Below are 20,859 nucleotides of genomic sequence, written 5' to 3'. Positions count from 1 at the left end.
GTTATACTCCTCTATTTGCCTTGTAATCTTTCCCTATCTTATCTGCTGCAATAATTGCTGCTGCTACTGCTTCAACAGTTATTGGGAATGGCATAGAATGAACTGATTCTTCTTCAATACATGCCTTTTTAGCAACTTCCATAAGTTCATCTTCTGTAATAGTGTCTACACCAATATCTGATAAACAAACTGGCAATCCAACTTCTAAACAGAAATCTAATACTTGATTTAATTCTTCTTTAGGTGCATTTTCTAATACTAGTTGTGCAATAGTACCAAATGCAACTTTTTCACCATGGAAATATTTATGAGTTCCTTCTAATATAGTTAATCCATCGTGAATTGCATGAGCTCCAGCTAATCCACCACTTTCAAAACCAATACCTGATAAAAGGATATTTGCTTCTATAACATTTTCTAATGATTGTGTAACTAAGTTACAGTCTGAGGCTACTTTTGCCTTTGCTCCATCATTAATAAGAGTTTCATAACATAGCTTTGCAAGTGCTAATGCTGTATTAGTTCCCTTAGCTTCACCGCATAATCCTTCTCTATATCCACAAGGTAACCCTGCATTTACGTTGGAATATGAATTTGAAGTTGCTCTTGCTTCGAAGTATGTTGATAATGCATCTCCCATTCCTGAAACTAAAAAACGAGTTGGTGCTTTTGCAATTACTGTAGTATCTATTAAAACTACGCTTGGACTTTGCTTAAAGTAAGCATAATCATCAAATGCTCCTTCTGGTGTATAAAGTACAGCTGAATGGCTTGTCGGTGCATCTGTAGCAGCTATAGTTGGAACTATAATTACTGCTTCTCCTTCTGCAACACACTTAGCAGTATCAATTGCTTTACCTCCACCAAGACCTACTGTACAATCACACTTATTTTCTGCAGCAATTTTTTGTAATCTAGCTACTTCTTCTCTAGAACATTCTCCTGTGAATCCACTCTCAACAAAAGTAATTCCAAATTTTTCACAAGTTTTATCTAATTTATCTTTAACACGTGCAACATCATCTTTATGTGCTATTAATAGAGCTGATTTTCCAAAACTTTTAACAAAATAACCTAAATTTAATAATTCATCCTCACCCTGTACATATTTAGTTGGACAAATAAATGCTTTTCTCATAATAATCTTTCCTCCTTATGTAAAAAAAAATCGTTTTGTTTTTAACTTGTCTTTATTATAATATCGATTACAAAGAAATACATTAGATTAAAACGACAAAAAATTGCAATTTCAGACCGTAATTTTTTGTTGTGAAATCGTTTTGTTGTAATTTTATTATTTCCCGAATATTCAACAAATATTCTAAGTAGATAAAAAAGCTGTTTAAAAATGATATGACATCCTTAAACAACTTTTTAATACTTATTTTTTCTTACAATACTTCCTATAAAGAAGTGGTGTTATCCCTTCATATCGTTTAAATATTTTTATAAAGTATCCTGATTCACTAAATCCAAGTTCATCACTAATTTCATTAATATTCATATCTGTTTCTTCTAATATGCTCTTTGCCCATTCAATCTTTAGCTTGGATACGTAGGTTGAAAATTTTTCTCCAGTTTCCTTTATAAAAAGCCTACTAAAATAGCTTGAACTAATATGACAAATCTTAGACATTTTCTCTGCCGTAACGTTTTCACTTTTATGTTTATAAAGATACTCTATTCCTGGTTTTAGAGTGTTGCTTACTGTAATCATTTCCCCATTACTAGAAGGCTTTTCTCCAGTGTAGGCATTTATTATAGCATTAGACATTTCCTTTTTTGCATGTTCAATACTTTTTATTGTGTAACCTGTTAAGATATTTGAATCTATTTCAGATTGATTTTTTATGGTGTTTCGATACATCTCTGAAATCAAGTTTTTATCTAGTGCCTCTTCTATTAGATAGTTACACAAAGAAAATAACATATTTGCAATTTCCTTTACTTCTCCATAAGATAAAATAGGCAATTCATCATAATAATTTTTAAAATCCTCTAAAGCTTTTTTAACTATGAAGTTATTAGATGTACCTACTATTTGCTCTAGTATATCTGAAGCATTAGTATCTGACAATTTTACTTGCCCTGCCATAACTGCTCCAATATATTTACCATCAATTATTATTGGAATAGCTATATCTACTATATTATAATGACATAAATATATGTATGGTTCATTTAAACGAACTGCCTCAAGCCCACCTCTTGAATCGCACTTTTGACAATACTTCACAAGCTCTGGATTAGCTCTTACTGCTTTACAAAATCTATGACATCCACTATGCTTAGTAATTGGATTACCCTTATAGTCAACAATTATTATTGCTACCTTTGTAACTACTGCAAGAGATTCTTGTAAATTGACCCATTTTTCTAAATCTATAACCTTGTTTAAATTTAAATTATCTTTTATCAATTTTTACTACTCCCTCACCCTTATTCATATGCATATATTTATGTCTTATTTTATCATATTATTTGAATTGTTATATAGATTTTAGTAATAAAGGCCTACATGTAATATTTTACAGGTAATGTAGAGAAAGATTTAATAATTGACTTCAATAATAGATATTTCCGATTATTGTATGATTTTACAGAAAATAAGTTAGGAAGCTAATATATCAACTTTTTTAACTTAGGTTATAGTTGGTCTTTTTATTTCAACAACAAACTTCAAAATTAATTCAATTTTGAAAGGTATTATTGTCTCTAGTCTTGTATTTATTCCATCAATTATTTTTGTAATAAAGTCTAATTTGGTAGGTGCAATTTGGATTGTAGTACTAATTTTAATTTTTGGTAGTTTATTAAGCTACTTGATCGATAGGTTTTGTAAAAATAAATAATATTGAAATATATTATAGGCTAGAATAAAAAATTTTATATATAAAAAATTCCTTCTTGTAAATAATTAAAATCATAAATTATTACAAGAAGGATTATATTTTTCAACTTACATAAAATTTCTACAAAGCAATCTAATGCTTATTGTCTGATAAAAAATAGAAGCACAATTTTACCCAAAGAAAACTATTAAAACAACAATTAATTATTCACTTTCTATATAATATAACTAAAAATATCTTATGTTAATTACTGGAGTATAAATTAATATTTGATAAAAGTTATAAAAAAACTAGTCCCTTCTCCTTTAGCACAGCTCTTATACCTTACATGTTTAAAGATAATACAAAGGAATATAACAATTAAATATAAGGATGCCATAAACGAAGTATGAGTGGCTTGGCAAAGTTATATTTAGGTTGTTTTATTCTCTAAAGAATCTTATATTTAACTCGAACTAAGTTTACAATCAAGGATTTTTTTATTCTGTCTTCTCCAAGTAACATTTCAATATTTGTTATTATACTTTCAGAATGACTATCATCATGTAAACTATAGTGAGGATAATTCATTACTACAGTTTTCAAAACACTCTTATATGTTTTTTTATTTAAATTCCAAGTTGCATATAAATTTGTATATTCTTCATTAGAATCACAAATAAGTTTTAAATGAGTTTTAAGCTTATATGTATACTGTAAGTAGTCTTTCATTTTGATACTCCTTATTATATATAAAATCATTTTATTATAATCTTATATTTCTATAACAAATTATTGATTCCATTTATAATTCTTATAATAAAAAAATTCTTAGTAATATCTTTATCCTTGATATTACTAAGAATTTATATAGCTTTTATAAACCTTAATATATATTTATAATTATTCATATCTAAATTTCTTTTAATAAATTCTATAAAATCTTTTAAAAATTTAAAATTTCCAGCACATTTTAAATCTAGCTCGTATAACTTTGCCCCTTTTTTTGCCCCTTATTGCCCCTCACAAATAAGTATTAGTTAGTACATGTTAATATTATCCACCTTGTGAAACGGCTCTATCACTAACTTTACAGCATTTATCTTTAGACAAAAAAAATAAAAGCCGCAACACAACGTGCTACGACCTTTTCTGGCAGGGGCACTAGGATTTGAACCCAGAACCAATGGTTTTGGAGACCACTACTCTACCGTTGAGCCATACCCCTTCACAACAGTATTTATTATATAACATGATTACTAAAAAATCAACTATTTTCTACAATAAATCTGTTAATACTTTTATGTTGTATAATATTAGCTCATCAAAAGACATATCTCCGTAATATTTCCAAAGATTCGCTACTTTATATTTAGATAAATCCATATTTGTTTGCTCAGTACCATCTTTTAATACAATAAGCTTCTTTTCATCTAAATTATTAACTTTTACAAACTCTGATATTTCATAATTATTTAGTTTTACCACATGTAATCCTAAATCTTTAGTTAAATAATCAAAATTATCATTTAAAGCTAAGAAGGTATAATCTTTTAATCCTTTTATTTTTTCATTATAGGGTTCTATTTGATTATTTAATTCTTTTATAGCATTATTATAGTTTTCTTCATAATAATCTCTATTTTTAGGGTCTCTATCTTGAATAGCAGCTTTTACATTATATAAAGCTATTTTATATGAATCTATTCCTTCAAAGTAATAAGGATTTTCTTTTGATCCTTCATTTCCATCATAATTTAAAAGTCTCATACCTCTTGATAAATTAATTATTCCCATACTACCCTTTTTAAGTTCATTTATAAAACTATTTGCCCAAGGTTCAAAACTAGTTCCAGAATAAATAAAAAGATCCATATTAGATACGTTTTCTATAATCTCTTTATTGTACTTAAATTCATTAATATCCATTTCCTCTGTCATCATGTATTGAACATTGTGTTTATCTTTAACAATTTTTCTTACCATTTTATATTGTGGTTTATTAATAGTCATTATATTTAAATATTTCTCTCGATCTTCTTTTTGATTATTTTCAGTATTCGCTAATAATGGATTCGCAAATACTCCCATACCTATAGAAAATGTAAGAGTTATTATAATCATAATAAAGGTAATCTTTTTCAAATTGATCTCCTCCGAAAATATATATATAAATTATTTCCAAATAAAACTCTAGTAACATTATATCAACTAACTATATTAAATGTATATATTTTTATAATAAAATTTATTTATATTTAATTTTATATGTGTATTTTTGTATATTCTTTTACTTATATTCATTAATTTACCTTAACATTATAATTCAAAATGTAATATTTTCATACCTTAACCTTTATAATTAAAATTATAAGCTTTGATTTTATAATTAAAATTAGATAAAATAAAAAGATGGCAATAATTTTTAATATAAAAGCAATTTAAATGCTAGTGAAAGGAGTTCTTTCTATGGAATTTAATGTTTGTAGCATAAATGAAACTACTAGTTTAGGTATAGAAATCGGAAAATTACTTAATTCAGGAGATATAATTTGTCTAACAGGAGATTTAGGTACTGGTAAAACTCATATAACAAAAGGTATTGCTCTTGGTTTAGATATAAAAGATGATATTACAAGCCCTACCTTCACAATTGTAAATGAATATGATGAAGGAAGATTAAAATTAAATCACTTCGATGTATATAGAGTAAATGACCCAGATGAAATTTATGCTATCGGTTTTGATGATTATATTTTTTCAGATAGCGTATCTATAATAGAATGGGCAAATTATATTGAAGATATTCTTCCTGATGAATTTCTTCATATAAATATAGAAAAGAATTTAGAAAAAGGTGACAATTATAGAAAAATAACATTAACACCTTATGGAAAAAGATATGATTACATAAAGGAGTTGAAAATATGATCGTATTGAGTATAGATTCCTCTTCTAAAGTTGCTACTGCTGCTTTACTTGAAGATGATACATTACTTGGAGAAGTAACTTTAAATAATAAAAAAGAGCATTCTACAATATTAATGACTTTAGTTGAAAATTTATTAGATAGTTGTAATTTAGATATAGATTCAGTTGATGGATTTGTTGTATCTAAAGGCCCAGGATCTTTTACAGGTTTAAGAATAGGGATGGCTACAATTAAGGGACTAAGTTTCGGCTCAAACAAACCTTATGTAAGTATTTCTAGTCTTGATGCACTTGCATATAGTATTGCTCCATTCAATGGTATAATATGTCCCGTAATGGATGCATTAAGAAACAATGTTTATACTGCTTTGTATAAATCTTGTAATGGAAAATTAGAACAAATAATGGATTACTCTGCTCTTGATATAAATGAGCTAGTTGACATGCTTAATGAAAAAGGTGAAAATGTTATGTTCATTGGTGATGGACTTAATAATACCAAGGAATATATATTACAAAATTGTAATAATTGCTTCTTCCCACCAAATCATCTTAATTTAGTCAGAGCCTCTTCTTTAGGTGAATTAGGAATGCTAAAACTAAAAAATGGTGAATATGATGATTCTAACTCTGCTCCATTTTATTTAAAAAAGCCTCAAGCTGAGAGAGAGTATGAAAAAAGGATGAAATTAAAAAGTGAAACTAACAACTAGTTTAATGACTGAAGCTGATATTGATGCAGTTTTAGAAATTAGTTCATTAAGTTTTCCTACCCCATGGAGTAAAGAATCTTATATTCAAGAATTAGCAAATCCACTTGCTAATTATATAATTGCCAAATACGATGATAAAATTATAGGTTTTGTAGGTGCTTGGTTAATAATAGATGAAGCTCATATTACCAATATAGCTGTATGCCCTGATTTTAGAAGAAAAAATGTTGCTTCAGCTTTATTAGATTCATTAATTGAACTTAATAAAAAAGCTGGATGTGCTTCTTATACTTTAGAAGTAAGAGTTAGTAATATTCCAGCTCAAGAATTATATAAAAAATATGGCTTTGTTGAAAAAGGAATTCGAAAAAATTATTATCAAGATAATAAAGAAGATGCAATGATTATGTGGCGTATAGATGAAAAAAATAATTCGTAAGCTAATTTGGCCTACGAATTATTTTTTATATTTTTAATTATTCAGTTATAGTCTTTGAATTTTTTTCTGGACTTCCAAAGTTAGGTTCTGCCTTAAATATAGATACAGATATCTTTTTATATAAAATATATGTTAATGTTGATACTATTACAGCTTTAATACCATTAAAAGGTAGTAGACCTACAGTGACATACTTTAATAATTCTGCACTACTCATTTGCATACCGTATGCCGGTAAAAGCAAGTATACATTTGATATAATTCCTACAATTTCAATACAAATTCCACCTAAAACCATACCTAAAATAGCTGATTTTTTAGATTTATTTCTCTTATAAATAATTCCTGCTGGTAATACCAAAGATACTCCAATTAAAAAGTTAGCAAGTTCTCCAACAAATCCACTTTGACTTCCTTTAATTAAAAGTATTAATATATTTTTAATTAATTCTATTACCACACCTGCTAATGGTCCAAATCCAAACGCTCCTAGTAATGCTGGTACATCACTAAAATCAATTTTAAGCCATGGAAATATTGGATAAGGAATTTCAATATACATAAGTATAAGTGCTAATGCTGATAATAATGAAATTTTAATTGTTTTGTTTGTGTTTTTGTTCATTTTTACGCCTCCCAAAAGATTATCTCCCTGGTGTAGCTTATTAGGTTTTAAGATAACGTTTTACTACTCTTTGTAAGATTAAATTACAAATTAAGCTGTCCTTAAATTTAATATTTTCATTCTTTAGATTTTATGTTTTCTTAAAACATATCTTTATATAAATTTTATGCTAAATTAAATTTTATAACTACCTAAAAAACAAAAAAACTGATGCATAAATACATCAGGGCATATACCAAATTATTAAGAATAAAACTATCTTAATTCCTAATAGGTTACCTTCTTTCATCCAGACTATACTGTTGGCTTCGGAGTTACACCGAATCTGCTATAAATTTAGCTCGCGGGCTTTACCGCCAGTAGGGATTCACACCCTGCCCTGAAGATAAGTATTAAATTATTTTTTACTATATCTTCATTATATATTCTTGGAATAACTTTTACAACACATTTTTAAACAGTATACATATTATTTATTATTTACTTTTTTTAATTTTTTATAATATGCATATACTTTAAATATGTGTTGATATATGCAATAGGCAAAGTAGCATTGTAATTGGACTTTGATAATAGTTAAGTGAGAATCTAAATTTTATATTTATATTTTCGAACTTACTCAGCGAAGTCGAGTTTCCTTTTAATATTCACACTTACTGCTTGTCTCAATTTTATATTAGGAGTAAGCTAAAATGGGACTATACTCATTTTTAGTGTTCCTAAATTCAATTACTCAGTCGACTTTGCTTATGCATATATCAACACTATGCTTAAAACATATAGTATAACATAAAATAGCCACTAAAGTACTTTTATTGTACTTTAGTGGCTTAATATTAATTATGCTAATTGTGGAGAAAACATACTGTTATTATTTTTTATTGTATCTATTGATTCTTTAACATCATTTTTACAACTTTCATAATTTTCTTTAACAGCATTACTTACTTCTTCAATTTCATTGTAAACAGTGTTTTTAACGTCATTAGTAGTGTTCTTTAATGTGTTAACTACATTAATACTGCCTTCTTTAACATCGTTTGCTACAACCTTTACACTTGATATAACATCTTTACCTGTAGAAATTATTGTATTAGGAATATCTTTTGCAATATCCATTGAGTCTTTTAAGTTATTAAAATTCTTTACTACCTCACCATAACTCTTAGACATATCTTCATACCCTTTTACTAGAGTATTTTGAATTCTATTAATAGGCTCTTTTATTGAATCCACTCCATTTTTTACAATATTAAATGTTGCAACAGCCTTTTTTATTATATTGTCATTAGGATTACTTGTTGCCATTTTAACTCCTACTACAGTACTTCCAATCTTGCCTGCTACTTCCATAACATCAGCTCCAACAGATACTAATGTTTTGCTTCCAACACTAATCATATCAGTAACAGCATTTTTCACATTTAATATAGCTTCTTTTAATTGCGATGCTGTAGTTGTTACTTGTTTTACCGTACTAGCTATTTGTGCTGATGTCTTATTTATAGTGTTTGTTACTGATTCAGAAACATCTATTATAGTTTTATTTATTGCATTTGAAGCATCTATTACACTTTTAGAAACTGAAGTTACAGTATTTTTAACACTTTCACTTACAGATATAATTGTCTTATTAACATTATTAGCAATTGATGTAACTGCATTTTTCACAGCATTTGCAGTAGATGTTAATCCTTCAAAAAAGTTTCCTAATGAACTTTTAGTTGTATTTTTTACTTTAGAAACTTCATTTTCTGTAGAAGCATTTTTTAAAATTGATGCTTTATATTCATCAATATTCATGCTATTTTCATTACTAGATACAGTTTTTTTACTTTGAACTTTACTATTTTTTTGATTTATATTATTTATGTTTTCATTAAGATTTGTATTAACATTGATAGCTTTTATCATGCTTACTCACTTCACTTTCACTATTTAGTAATTCATTTTTCCTTGAGCTGTATAAGAAGTGTTTTCTAACAATTTAATTTGATCTTCTAAAACAAATTCCCCATCAATAAACAATTTAATTGTCCAAACCCCACAGTTACTTCTATGAGTATTATTTAAATCCATCCAAAACCACATTAATATTGGATCTTTTTCATTTTCTTTCGTAGCAAATAAATTATTTTCTACTACTTGAAATAGTTCTCCTTTAGGGGTAAACCATGCTGTTGTAATACTATGCAATCCTGTTACATTAGTAAAACCTAGTCTTGTAACAACTTTTTTATCTAACAATACATTAAAATTCTTTCTATTTACAGATTTTTGTTCCTCATTGATATTACAAGTTACATTATATGAATCAACATGAACAGTATATTGATTATTGTTATACATTCTTTGATTCTTATCATTTATTATAACTACAGACCAAAGTTCTTCATTATCATCTGGTAAATATACATTTGCTGATGGATCATTAAGTTTAAGTTCATTATTGATAAGAAATTTATAATAATGTTCTCCCTCTAAAAGATCACATTTTAAAACCCATTTGCTTCCTTCTCTTACCATATTTCCATTAGTATAATCAAAATTATTAAAACTTCCTATAACAGATACACTATTAACTTCTAAATTCCCTTTTCCTTCGTATTCAAAAATCATCTCCATAACTACCTCCTTTACTAATATTTTCGTTATTTTTTTCAGGATATTTACCATTATACTTTATAAAAACAAGAATTTATGGAATAAAAAAATATAAGAAGTAAAATTTAACAATTAATAACTTCTTATATCTTAAAATTAGTACATTAATATTTAAATTAACTTTTAGTCACTTCTATTCTTTATTAGTTTCCTTCTTTGTTAATTTAAGATTTAAATGTAACCCTTTTTCGTTATAAACTAAAAAAATACCTGAACAAACTAGTATCAAGGATATTAAAATTTTAATATCAAATATATTCTCCTTAAGAAATATAGCTGATAGTAATGTTCCAAATATCGGTACTAAAAAGTTAAAGACTGATATGACTCCAACCTTATTAAATTTCAATAGTTGACTCCAAATAGCAAATGCTATTGATGATAATAGAGCCATATATATTAAAAGTACAGTTGATTTTAAAGTAAATCCTTTTAAAGATCCTCCAAATACAAATCCCAATATCACCAATATAGTTCCACCTATAAATAATTGATAACCTGTAACTGTTGATGCATCTTTATTTTGAGTAACTTTTTTACCATATATTGCCGATGCCGCAAAAATTATTGCTGCTATCATCAAAGAACCTTCTCCCTTAATAGAAAAAGCTTGTCCCGTAATTGCTTTACCATTTAAATTAACAATGATTACACCAATAAATCCTATAATACATCCTAATACTTTATTAAAATTTAATTTATCGTTTTTGTATATTATATGAGCTAATATTATACTTGCAAATGTTCCTGTTCCATTTATTATAGATCCTCTTACTCCTGTTGTATAAGATAATCCAACATAAAAAAATAAGTATTGGAGCGCTGTTTGAGTAGAACCTAATAATGTAATCTCTCCAAATTCTTTTAATGAATAATTAAAGATATTTTTTCTATTAATTAACTCCAAGACTAATACTAAAATCCCCGCAATAGCAAATCTATATCCTGCAAATATCAGTTTTGAACATATATGATTTGTTCCTATATTAAATAATTCGTAACCAACTTTTATAGCAGGATATGCACTTCCCCATAAAATGCAGCATATAATTGCTAATATAACTATATTTTTTCTGTTAGTATAAATTTTTTCCTTATCCATATGTAAATCCCCCAATTTAAGTTATATTGTATTTTTGCTATGTTTTAAAAATATGTGTTGGTATAAGCAACGTGGCATTATAATTGGACTTTGAGAATTCTTAATTAGTATTCCTAAGTTCAATTACTCAGTACACTTTGCTTATGCATATATCAACATCCTGTTAAAACATAGCCTGTATTTAAACAAATAATTAATTACAAAAGACTGTTTCTTAAATAATATTCTCTAGAATTATTTTGAAACAGTCTTTTTATATTCTTAGCTTATATATTATAAACTTTTTATAATATTAATACTATTTTAAAATAGTTTAATTCTTTATTTTTAAGCATCTAATTTTTCATCTACATCTTTCATGCTTAAAGAAATTCTTTTTCTTTTTTGATCAACTTCTAATATATTAACCTTTACTATGTCTCCAACCTTTACTATATCTAATGGATGTTTTACAAATCTATTTGCCATTTGACTTTTATGAACTAAACCATCTTGATGAACTCCAATATCAACAAAAGCTCCAAAATCAGATACATTCCTTACTGTTCCATTTAAAACCATTCCTGGCTTTAAATCTTTAAGCTCTATTATTCCAGTTTTTAATATAGGCGTTGGCATTTCATCTCTAGGATCTCTACCAGGCTTCTTTAATTCTTTTATTATATCTTTTAATGTAAGTTCTCCAATATCTAAATCCTTACTTAATTTACTTATTCCATTTAGTTCTGCTCTCTTATCTATATCATCTAAATTATTATTTTTTAAATCATCTTTATTATATCCTAAAGTTTCAATTAACTTCTTTGCAACATTATATGACTCTGGATGTACAGAAGTATTATCAAGGTATTCCTTACTTTCAGAAACTCTTAAAAATCCTGCACATTGTTCATATGCCTTTTGGCCTAACCTTTTTACTTTTAGTAATTCTTTTCTTGATTTAAATTGTCCTAGTTCTTCTCTATAGGCTACAATGTTTTGTGCAATAGTAGAATTTATTCCTGATATATATGTTAATAATGATGGTGTTGCTATATTTAAATCTACACCAACAGTATTAACAGAATCTTCAACCACACCAGCTAATGACTGTTCTAATTTTTTAGGAGTAACATCATGTTGATATTGACCTACACCTATAGCCTTTGGATCAATCTTTACTAGTTCTGCAAGTGGATCTTGAAGTCTTCTACCTATAGATATAGCTCCTCTTACAGTAACATCTAAATTGGGGTATTCCTTAGTTGCAAGCTCTGACGCTGAATAAACTGATGCACCTGCTTCAGATACAATTACATATGATACTTCTTTTCCTTTTTCATCTTTTATTTCTTTTATCATTTCAGCTATCACTTCTTCTGATTCTCTTGAAGCTGTACCATTTCCAAGAGATATAACATCCACATCATGCTTATAAATTAATTCTTTTAATACTTTTTTAGTTCCAGCAATATCTTTCTTAGGTAGTGTAGGATATACTGCTGTATTTTCTAAAAACTTACCTGTTTCATCTAATATTGCAATTTTACACCCTGTTCTAAATCCAGGATCAAATCCCATTACAACTTTACCTTTTATAGGTGCTTGTAATAATAATGCTTTTAAATTTTCTTTAAATATATTTATAGCACCTTCTTCACCAATATTAGTTAATTCATTTCTTATTTCTCTTTCTATTGATGGATATATTAATCTTTTTAAAGAATCCTTTATAGAAAGCTTTAATTTTTCATCTAAAATTTCATTTCCAGTCAAAATATTATTTTCTAAATATCTTATTATCTTATCTTCATTAACTGTAATCTTTACACTTAATACTTTTTCTTTTTCACCTCTATTAATAGCTAATATTCTATGTGGAGGTATATTTTTAACTTCTTCCTTATAATCATAATACATTTCATAAGGAGTAGTATCTTTTGAATCACCTTTTGACTCTATAAAACCTTCTTTTATAATTAATTCTCTTATATGTTTTCTAAATTTAGCTTCATCAGATATATTTTCTGCAATTATATCTAACGCACCTTGAACAGCTTCTTCTGCCTTTAATACATCTTTTTCTTCATTAATGTATTTAGATGCTTCTTCATTTAAATTACCCCTAAAAGCTCCGCTTTGTATTAATTCTGCTAGTGGTTTTAATCCTTTTGCTACTGCTATTGTGGCTTTAGTCTTCTTTTTAGGTTTATATGGTCTATATATATCTTCAACTTCTGTTAATGTTGTTGCTTTTTCTAATGCATTTTCTATTTCAGTATTTAATTTTCCTTGCTCATTAATTAATCTCTTAATGTCATCTTTTCTTTCATCTAGATTTCTTAAATAAGTAAGTCTTTCTGATAACTTTCTTAACACTTCATCAGAAAGACCCCCTGTTGCTTCTTTTCTATATCTTGATATAAACGGAACTGTATTTCCATCATCTAAAAGACTTACTACATTGTTAATTTGAGTTAATCCTAAATTCAATTCTGCTGCTAATCTTTCTTCTATAGATTTCATGCTTTCCTCCTAATGACTATATTAAATTATCCACTCTGTTTTATAATTAACTGTTTATATTAAAATATTAACATACTTCTAAACAAATAAACTTTATAAAATATCTAAGTGACTACTAATATTATAAACTTATTTACATTAATAGCAATATTATATGTATATATCAACCAAAATATAAAATTAAACACTATGTTAATTTTAAAAGTTAACATAACTTTTAAATAATTAGCTTTATCATTTTACATTAAATGTAATATAACCTATATTTTTATTGCTCTTATGTAAAGCTAACTGTATAATTATAATTGGAAATATTTGTAATAAGAGGTGCTGCAGATGATTAAAGTTGTTAATAAAGTTACTTCATTTTTATTATTATTTTTTATATTAGTACTATCTTTAAATAAGTTAAAAGTTATAGATTACTCTGAAGAATTAAGAAACATATTTTATTTTTTAACTCTTATATTAACTATATTTTCAGCTATAAATGTAATCTTAACTACTAATTCCAAACTTTTTAAATTTATTAATATAGTCATAATATTAAATTTAATTATTGGTGGAATAATTTCTATATTGGAATCTGGATTAAATATGTATATTTATAGTTGCTTAGCTTTTACATCTATTTATTGCATTATTGACATGTTTTATAAAAAAGTATAAATAAAAAATATAAGCTATTCGTATAAAAATACGAATAGCTTATATTTTTTATATTCTTTTTAGTACTACATTGTAGATGCTAATCCAGCTATTAATGCACTAAAAACAAATATGTATAATAATATTATTACGAACGTAAATACAAAGTATGCTAGTCCAGCTCTATTCCAAGTTTTTTGAACTAATAAAAATTCTTCAACACTTGAATAATTTCCTTTTTTCCATGCCCATTCGTTTCCTTTTGCTCCACATACAAATATCCATACTATATTAAGTAAAGGAATTAAACATAAAAGAGGAAGATAACTATTATTACCTATTCCCCAAAATATATTTAGCATAAATGCTCCCCAATTCCACTTTTTCACTTCTCGTGGAACTTGATTGTTTGAAATATTCTCCATAAATAATGCCTCCGTTTTATAAATTATGTACACCATATTTTAACTTATTTAATTTTATTTTGCAATTATTTCTTTTTGTGTAATTATTTACACAGGGCATTTTTTTATTTTACATTTATATTTATATAAAAATATAGTTCATATTGTTAATTAATTATTAATAAACTCTATTATGAGAAATAATTTAAGAGAGGTTAACAATGAAAAAGATTATTTATTACAGTAGTTTATTATTAGTATTCATAGCTCTAGTTTTTTCAATATTTCTTCAAACTACATATTATCACTTTAACTCTTCAAACGTTAAAAATAATATTAAAATAATTTCATCTGATGAATATGAAGGTAGATTAACAGGTTCAAAGGGAAATGAAAAAACTGCTGATTTTATAGAAAATTGGTTTAAAGATATTGATTTAATTCCATTAACTGAGAATTATAAAGAAATTTTTTATGTTAATACACCCTTTGAAAATGGAAATAAGCCATCATTTAAAATATTGAATAATGATAAAATCTTGTATGATTACAAATATGGTGTTGATTATAAAGAAGACTTGCTCAATTTTAATGAAAGTTCAGTTACTTTTAATAAAGAAGATATTCTTAATATTTTCCCTACTTCTTTAACCATAAAGCATAATGGAAAAATATATTTATTTTATACACCTTCATACAACAACTTTTCTTTTAGAAGTTCCTTTAATGATAAATCTGATTATCAATTTTCAATTGCTATAACTACTGAGCTATATAATAATATATTAGACTCTTTAAGAATTAATAACTTAATAAAAATTACTCTGCCTTATTCTAAACATGAAAAAGCAACTTCTAATGTAATTGGAGTAATAAAAGGTACTTCTAAAAATTTGCCACCACTTGTTATTACTGCTCATTTCGATCATGTTGGAAAAGATTATTTAAATAATTGTTATGGTGGTGCATTAGATAATGCTTCTGGGACAGCCTTTTTAATGGAGTTATCTAGGAATTTATCAAGTTTTATAAAACCTAAAAGAGACATTATTTTTGTAGCATTGACTGGAGAAGAATTTGGATTACTTGGCTCTTCAAACTTTGCTCAAAATCATGAGAATCTTATAAAGGATAGTAAAATAATTAATTTTGATATGATAGGTGCTCCTAATACCCCTATTTCTATAATGAGCGGATCATTATGTAAAAGTAATAAAAATGCTAATACAAATCTATTAAATTCATTAGAAACAATATGTTCAAATAAAAATATCAATTATAAAGTTGAATTTGAAGATTGTAGTGATCATGCAAGTTTTACTAACATGGGAATGGATGCTGTTACATTATGTCATTCTGATGTATCTAAAATTCATACTCCAAATGATAAAGTGGAATATATTGATACTAAAGCAATTGATGATGTCTATTCTCTTGTCAAAGATGAAATTTCTAATTATGCTTATGATGATTTTAGATTAGTATTTTATAATCATAATTTCATTTTATTTTTATTTGCTTTATTTTTATTTATATTCTTTTTACCTACTATCAATAAAAAATTAAAACAATATGTTAATAAAAATAAAATTCGTGTAATTTAAATTTTGTTTTTCTACTTAGTATATATTTTTTAGAAAACAATTAATCTAAATTTTTAAGTGAATAAATCAAAAAGTTGAGGGTTAAAAATTTCTAATTAACTCTCAACTTTCTTATTTTAATTACTAACTAAAATTTTCTTAACTTTAAATATTTTAACCTTTATAATCTAAAAAATCTTATGTTTTAATGCCTACTAAAAAATATCTTATATTTAAACAAAAATAAAGTTATTTTGAGCTTTTTAAGTATGAATTTATAAATAAATCCAAATCTCCATCCATAACTGCAGTAACATTAGAAACTTCTACATTCGTTCTATGGTCTTTAACTAAATTATATGGGTGAAATACATATGAACGTATTTGACTTCCCCATCCCATATCTTTTAATTCTCCAGTTAAATCTTCAATTTTTTCTTTATGAGCTCTTTCTTTTAATTCTATCAACTTTGCTTTAAGCATTCCCATTGCTGTATCTTTATTAGAAAACTGACTTCTTTCATTTTGACACTGTACTACTACACCTGTAGGAAGATGTGTTATTCTAACTGCTGAATCAGTTTTATTTATATGCTGTCCTCCAGCCCCTGATGCTCTATAAGTATCAATTTTGATATCTTCTGACCTTATATCAATATCCTGTTCTTTTGTAAGCTCCGGTAATACTTCCATTGAAGCAAATGATGTTTGTCTTTTCCCATTAGCATTAAAAGGTGATATTCTAACTAATCTATGAATTCCTTTTTCAGCTTTAAGATATCCATAAGCATATTCTCCTATAACTTTTAGAGTAACGCTCTTTATCCCTGCTTCATCACCTTCAAGTAAGTCGATCATTTCAACTTTATAATTCTTCTTTTCACACCATCTTGTGTACATTCTAAGAAGCATTTCGGTCCAATCATTTGCATCTGTTCCACCAACACCTACGTGCAATGTAAGTATGGCATTATTTTTATCATATTCACCTGATAATAAAATTTCCATATTATAATTATCAATTTCTTCTTCAATTTCTCTTATATTATTAATTATTTCAACTGCTGATTCTTCATCGTCATCGTCCATCATTTCTTTTAAAACTTCAATGTCCTCAAGTTTAGACTGAACGCTTTCTACTCTTTGAATCTTGTCTTTTATTTTTTTACTCTCTTTAGTTATCTCTTCTGCTCTTTTAATGTCATTCCAAAAGCCATCTTCTTGCATTTGAAATTCTAATTCACTTAATTGTTTGCCCAAATATTCTTTGTCAAAGAGATTCACTCATTTCAAATATAGATTTTTTTATATTAGAAAGTTTTAATAATTCTTTTTCTAATTCAATAATCAATATATTCACCTCTTTTATTTTATTTTTATATCATTAAATTTATTTATAAACAATATAGCTTAAGTTATCCACATATTTCACTTTTTCAAAGTTAATAAATAAGAATAAACTTCCTAAAGCTACTATGGAACCGTAGATTTTTTACACCAATACCTTTTAAATGTATGTGAAAAAACTCCGTAGTAAATTTCATAACGTTATTTTATTATGAAACTTCTACGGAATTTATTATACTATGTTTATAAATATTTTAATATTTATTTTTAAGCTTCTCTACCACAGCAATTTTTAAATTTCTTTCCACTTCCGCATGGACATGCATCATTTCTTCCAAATTTATTAAGATTTCTAACTGGTCCTACTGGAGCTGATGGTTTATCTCCATGCACAGCATTTGTTTCTTGTGCAACTCTGACTCTTTCAGGTGCTCTTTCCACTTTAACATGGAATAACATCTTTACAGTTTCATTCTTAATAGAATCTATCATTTCTTCAAACATAGCGCTACCTTCCATTTGATACGCTTGAACAGGATCCACTTGTTTGAATGCTCTAAGTCCAATACCTTGTTTTAAGTTATCCATATTGTTAATATGATCCATCCATTTTGTATCAACAGATCTTAAAAGAACAACTCTTTCTATTTCTCTTAATCTTTCAGGTGTAAAGTCAGCTTCTTTATCTTCGTAGCTTTTAACTGCAACATCATATAAATGATCTATGATTTCTTCCTTTGACATATCTGTAAGTGCAGGTAAATTAACTTCATCTGTTGGTATACATATATCATTTAAATAAGATAGTAGATATAAGAAACTTTCTCTATAATCTTCAGCATCTTCTTTAATATGAGTATTAACTGCATCTGATATTACATCTCTTAGCATATGTAATATTTCTTCTTTTACATCTTCACCTTCAAGAACTTCTGATCTTTGTTTGTAAATAACTTCTCTTTGTTTGTTCATAACATCATCATATCCTAATAATGTTTTTCTTATATCAAAGTTATTACCTTCAACTTTCTTTTGAGCATTTTCTATAGACTTAGAAACAAGTTTACTTTCAATTGCTTCATCTTCTTCGAGACCAAGTTTTTCAACAACACCTTGAATCTTTTCTGATCCAAAAATTCTCATTAAATCATCTTCTAATGAGATAAAGAATGTTGATTCACCGCTATCTCCTTGTCTACCAGAACGTCCTCTTAATTGGTTATCTATTCTTCTTGATTCATGTCTTTCAGTACCTATTATCTTAAGTCCACCAATTTCAAGAACACCATCACCAAGTTTAATATCAGTACCTCTACCAGCCATATTAGTAGCTATAGTAACCATACCTTTTTCACCAGCATGAGTTATTATTTCTGCTTCTTGTTCATGGAATTTCGCATTTAAAACTTTATGTGGAACTCCTTTTTTCTTAAGCATACTTGAAATTAATTCTGATTTTTCAATACTTACAGTACCAACTAGCACTGGTTGCCCTACTTCATGCGCCTTTGCTATCTCATCTACAACTGCCATGATCTTTCCTTTTTCACTCTTAAATACTAAATCAGGGTTATCTATTCTAACAACTGGTTTATGAGTTGGAACAACAATAACGTCTAATCCATAAATTTCTCTAAATTCATTTTCTTCTGTTAATGCTGTACCTGTCATTCCTGATAATTTTTCATACATTCTGAAGTAATTTTGGAACGTAATAGTTGCTAATGTCTTAGATTCTCTTGCAATCTTAACATTTTCTTTAGCTTCTATTGCTTGATGAAGACCATCTGAATATCTTCTTCCTTCCATAAGTCTTCCTGTAAATTCATCAACAATTATTACTTCTCCATCTTTAACCATGTAATCTTTATCTCTTCTCATTGCATAGTTAGCTTTTAACGCTTGAGTAACATAATGTTGTAATTCTACATTTTCACCATCTGCATAATTTTCTACTTTAAAAGTTTGTTCTGCTTTATGAAATCCTTCATCAGTTAGCATTACTGCATTAGCTTTTTCATCTATTGTATAATCTTTTTCTTTTACTAATGTTTTAGCAAAATAATCTGCTACTTTGTAAAATTCTGTAGACTTTTCTCCTTGACCAGAAATTATAAGTGGAGTTCTAGCTTCATCAATTAATATTGAGTCAACTTCATCTACTATAGTAAAGTTCAATTTTCTTTGAACTCTTTCTTCCTTATATATAACCATATTGTCTCTTAAATAATCAAAACCGAATTCATTATTTGTTCCATAAGTTATATCTGAGTTATACGCTTCTCTTCTTTGCTCATTAGTTAATTCATGAACAATAACACCCGTTGTCAATCCTAAAAAGCCATATAATTCTCCCATTTGTTCAGCATCTCTTTTTGCAAGATAATCATTAACTGTTATTATATGAACACCTTTGCCTGTTAATCCGTTTAAATATGCTGGTAAAGTTGCAACTAATGTTTTACCTTCTCCAGTCTTCATTTCAGCTATTCTACCTTGATGTAAAACAACTCCACCAATAAGTTGTTCATCATAGTGTTTCATATTTAATACTCTTTTAGACGCTTCTCTAACTACGGCAAATGCTTCTGGTAAAACATCATCTACAGTTTCACCATTATTAAGTCTTTCTTTAAACTCTACAGTCTTTGCCTTTAATTCATCATCTGAAAGTCTTTGCATAGCTTCATCTAATTCATTTATTTTGCTGACAATAGGTCTAATTCTCTTTACTTCTCTTTCACTATATGTTCCAAATACGGCACTTAATAATCCCATAATGTCATCCTTTCAAACTACAATATTTTGTCAATAAAAGTAATTTACTTTCTTGCAAATCGTACATTCTATCATTATAACATTCTATATCAATTGTTTTCAATAAAATTTACAATTTTTTGTTTAATATCAATTTCCATCATAAGAATAAAGTGGATTATCCACATTTTATTAATTAAAATGTCCTTTAATACAGATTCTATCAGTATTTTGCTTTAAAAATAATAAAATATATATAATCGAGTAGGAGCTAAATAATTATTTTATTTAGCGTCCTCTCACACCACCG

Annotated in this window: 17 protein-coding genes, 1 tRNA gene and 1 riboswitch; of the genes, 5 read left to right on the top strand and 13 right to left on the bottom strand. The window is 26.9% G+C overall.

Annotation, left to right across the window (positions count from 1 at the left end; all coding sequences use genetic code 11):
• Position 1 precedes the first annotated feature (1 nt).
• From RYM86_RS05155 to RYM86_RS05135, 5 genes are all read right to left on the bottom strand, one after another.
• Entirely contained in the window at positions 2 to 1,138 is a 1,137-nt protein-coding gene (locus RYM86_RS05155) for a glycerol dehydrogenase (protein ID WP_315078359.1), read from the bottom strand.
• Between the two features lie 243 nt (positions 1,139 to 1,381).
• Positions 1,382 to 2,419 carry a PocR ligand-binding domain-containing protein gene (locus tag RYM86_RS05150; protein ID WP_315078357.1) on the bottom strand — a complete coding sequence of 346 codons (1,038 nt, stop codon included), beginning with the start codon at positions 2,417 to 2,419 and terminating at the stop codon, positions 1,382 to 1,384.
• A gap of 862 nt (positions 2,420 to 3,281) precedes the next feature.
• A complete protein-coding gene (locus RYM86_RS05145) occupies positions 3,282 to 3,563 on the bottom strand; it encodes a hypothetical protein (protein WP_315078356.1) in 282 nt (93 codons plus the stop codon).
• 421 nt (positions 3,564 to 3,984) lie between these two features.
• A tRNA-Trp gene (locus RYM86_RS05140) sits at positions 3,985 to 4,059 on the bottom strand.
• Between the two features lie 50 nt (positions 4,060 to 4,109).
• Entirely contained in the window at positions 4,110 to 4,976 is an 867-nt protein-coding gene (locus tag RYM86_RS05135) for a metal ABC transporter solute-binding protein, Zn/Mn family (protein WP_315078352.1), read from the bottom strand.
• Between the two features lie 324 nt (positions 4,977 to 5,300).
• Between RYM86_RS05135 and tsaE the strand changes: the two genes are divergently transcribed.
• Genes tsaE through rimI form a run of 3 tightly spaced genes read left to right on the top strand, consistent with a single transcriptional unit; the run spans position 5,301 to position 6,914 of the window.
• Complete coding sequence (gene tsaE / locus RYM86_RS05130; protein WP_315078351.1) at positions 5,301 to 5,762, top strand: tRNA (adenosine(37)-N6)-threonylcarbamoyltransferase complex ATPase subunit type 1 TsaE; 462 nt, start codon at positions 5,301 to 5,303, stop codon at positions 5,760 to 5,762.
• Complete coding sequence (tsaB, locus tag RYM86_RS05125) at positions 5,759 to 6,475, top strand: tRNA (adenosine(37)-N6)-threonylcarbamoyltransferase complex dimerization subunit type 1 TsaB (RefSeq protein ID WP_315078349.1); 717 nt, start codon at positions 5,759 to 5,761, stop codon at positions 6,473 to 6,475. The genes tsaE and tsaB overlap by 4 nt, the downstream gene beginning before the upstream one ends.
• The gene (gene rimI, locus RYM86_RS05120) at positions 6,459 to 6,914 is read left to right on the top strand and encodes a ribosomal protein S18-alanine N-acetyltransferase (RefSeq protein WP_315078348.1); all 456 of its coding nucleotides are present in this window, start codon (positions 6,459 to 6,461) and stop codon (positions 6,912 to 6,914) included. Before tsaB ends, rimI begins: the two co-directional genes overlap by 17 nt.
• A gap of 37 nt (positions 6,915 to 6,951) precedes the next feature.
• On the opposite strand, the gene RYM86_RS05115 is transcribed toward rimI, so the two are convergent.
• The 5 genes from RYM86_RS05115 to RYM86_RS05095 form a co-directional block, all read right to left on the bottom strand.
• Positions 6,952 to 7,539, bottom strand: coding sequence for an ECF transporter S component (locus tag RYM86_RS05115; protein WP_315078345.1), 588 nt, complete (start codon positions 7,537 to 7,539; stop codon positions 6,952 to 6,954).
• 273 nt (positions 7,540 to 7,812) lie between these two features.
• A riboswitch (FMN riboswitch) is annotated at positions 7,813 to 7,930 on the bottom strand.
• A gap of 449 nt (positions 7,931 to 8,379) precedes the next feature.
• The gene (locus RYM86_RS05110; protein WP_315078343.1) at positions 8,380 to 9,453 is read right to left on the bottom strand and encodes a hypothetical protein; all 1,074 of its coding nucleotides are present in this window, start codon (positions 9,451 to 9,453) and stop codon (positions 8,380 to 8,382) included.
• A gap of 24 nt (positions 9,454 to 9,477) precedes the next feature.
• On the bottom strand, positions 9,478 to 10,164 hold the full coding sequence (locus tag RYM86_RS05105; RefSeq protein WP_315078341.1) for a hypothetical protein: 687 nt from the start codon (positions 10,162 to 10,164) through the stop codon (positions 9,478 to 9,480).
• Positions 10,165 to 10,336: 172 nt separating this feature from the next.
• On the bottom strand, positions 10,337 to 11,305 hold the full coding sequence (locus RYM86_RS05100; RefSeq protein ID WP_315078340.1) for a DMT family transporter: 969 nt from the start codon (positions 11,303 to 11,305) through the stop codon (positions 10,337 to 10,339).
• Between the two features lie 327 nt (positions 11,306 to 11,632).
• The gene (locus tag RYM86_RS05095) at positions 11,633 to 13,810 is read right to left on the bottom strand and encodes a Tex family protein (protein ID WP_315078339.1); all 2,178 of its coding nucleotides are present in this window, start codon (positions 13,808 to 13,810) and stop codon (positions 11,633 to 11,635) included.
• Between the two features lie 336 nt (positions 13,811 to 14,146).
• Between RYM86_RS05095 and RYM86_RS05090 the strand changes: the two genes are divergently transcribed.
• Positions 14,147 to 14,479, top strand: coding sequence for a hypothetical protein (locus RYM86_RS05090; RefSeq protein ID WP_035783540.1), 333 nt, complete (start codon positions 14,147 to 14,149; stop codon positions 14,477 to 14,479).
• A 65-nt stretch (positions 14,480 to 14,544) separates the two neighbouring features.
• On the opposite strand, the gene RYM86_RS05085 is transcribed toward RYM86_RS05090, so the two are convergent.
• Positions 14,545 to 14,883: a ribonuclease G gene (locus RYM86_RS05085; protein ID WP_315078335.1), complete on the bottom strand. Its 339-nt coding sequence runs from the start codon at positions 14,881 to 14,883 to the stop codon at positions 14,545 to 14,547.
• A gap of 200 nt (positions 14,884 to 15,083) precedes the next feature.
• On the opposite strand from RYM86_RS05085, the gene RYM86_RS05080 reads away from it, so the two are divergent.
• The gene (locus tag RYM86_RS05080) at positions 15,084 to 16,466 is read left to right on the top strand and encodes a M28 family metallopeptidase (protein ID WP_315078334.1); all 1,383 of its coding nucleotides are present in this window, start codon (positions 15,084 to 15,086) and stop codon (positions 16,464 to 16,466) included.
• A 228-nt stretch (positions 16,467 to 16,694) separates the two neighbouring features.
• Here the strand turns inward: RYM86_RS05080 and prfB are convergent.
• A protein-coding gene (prfB, locus tag RYM86_RS05075; RefSeq protein ID WP_399547287.1) for a peptide chain release factor 2 occupies positions 16,695 to 17,796 on the bottom strand; the annotation gives its coding sequence in 2 pieces (ribosomal slippage) (positions 16,695 to 17,717 and positions 17,719 to 17,796; 1,101 coding nt in all).
• Positions 17,797 to 18,059: 263 nt separating this feature from the next.
• Positions 18,060 to 20,570: a preprotein translocase subunit SecA gene (secA, locus tag RYM86_RS05070; protein WP_315078331.1), complete on the bottom strand. Its 2,511-nt coding sequence runs from the start codon at positions 20,568 to 20,570 to the stop codon at positions 18,060 to 18,062.
• Positions 20,571 to 20,859: the final 289 nt, after the last annotated feature.

This window comes from uncultured Clostridium sp., from assembly GCF_963527835.1.
Classification (GTDB): Bacteria; Bacillota; Clostridia; order Clostridiales; family Clostridiaceae; genus Clostridium.
This window is presented reverse-complemented; position numbering and strand designations above follow the sequence as displayed.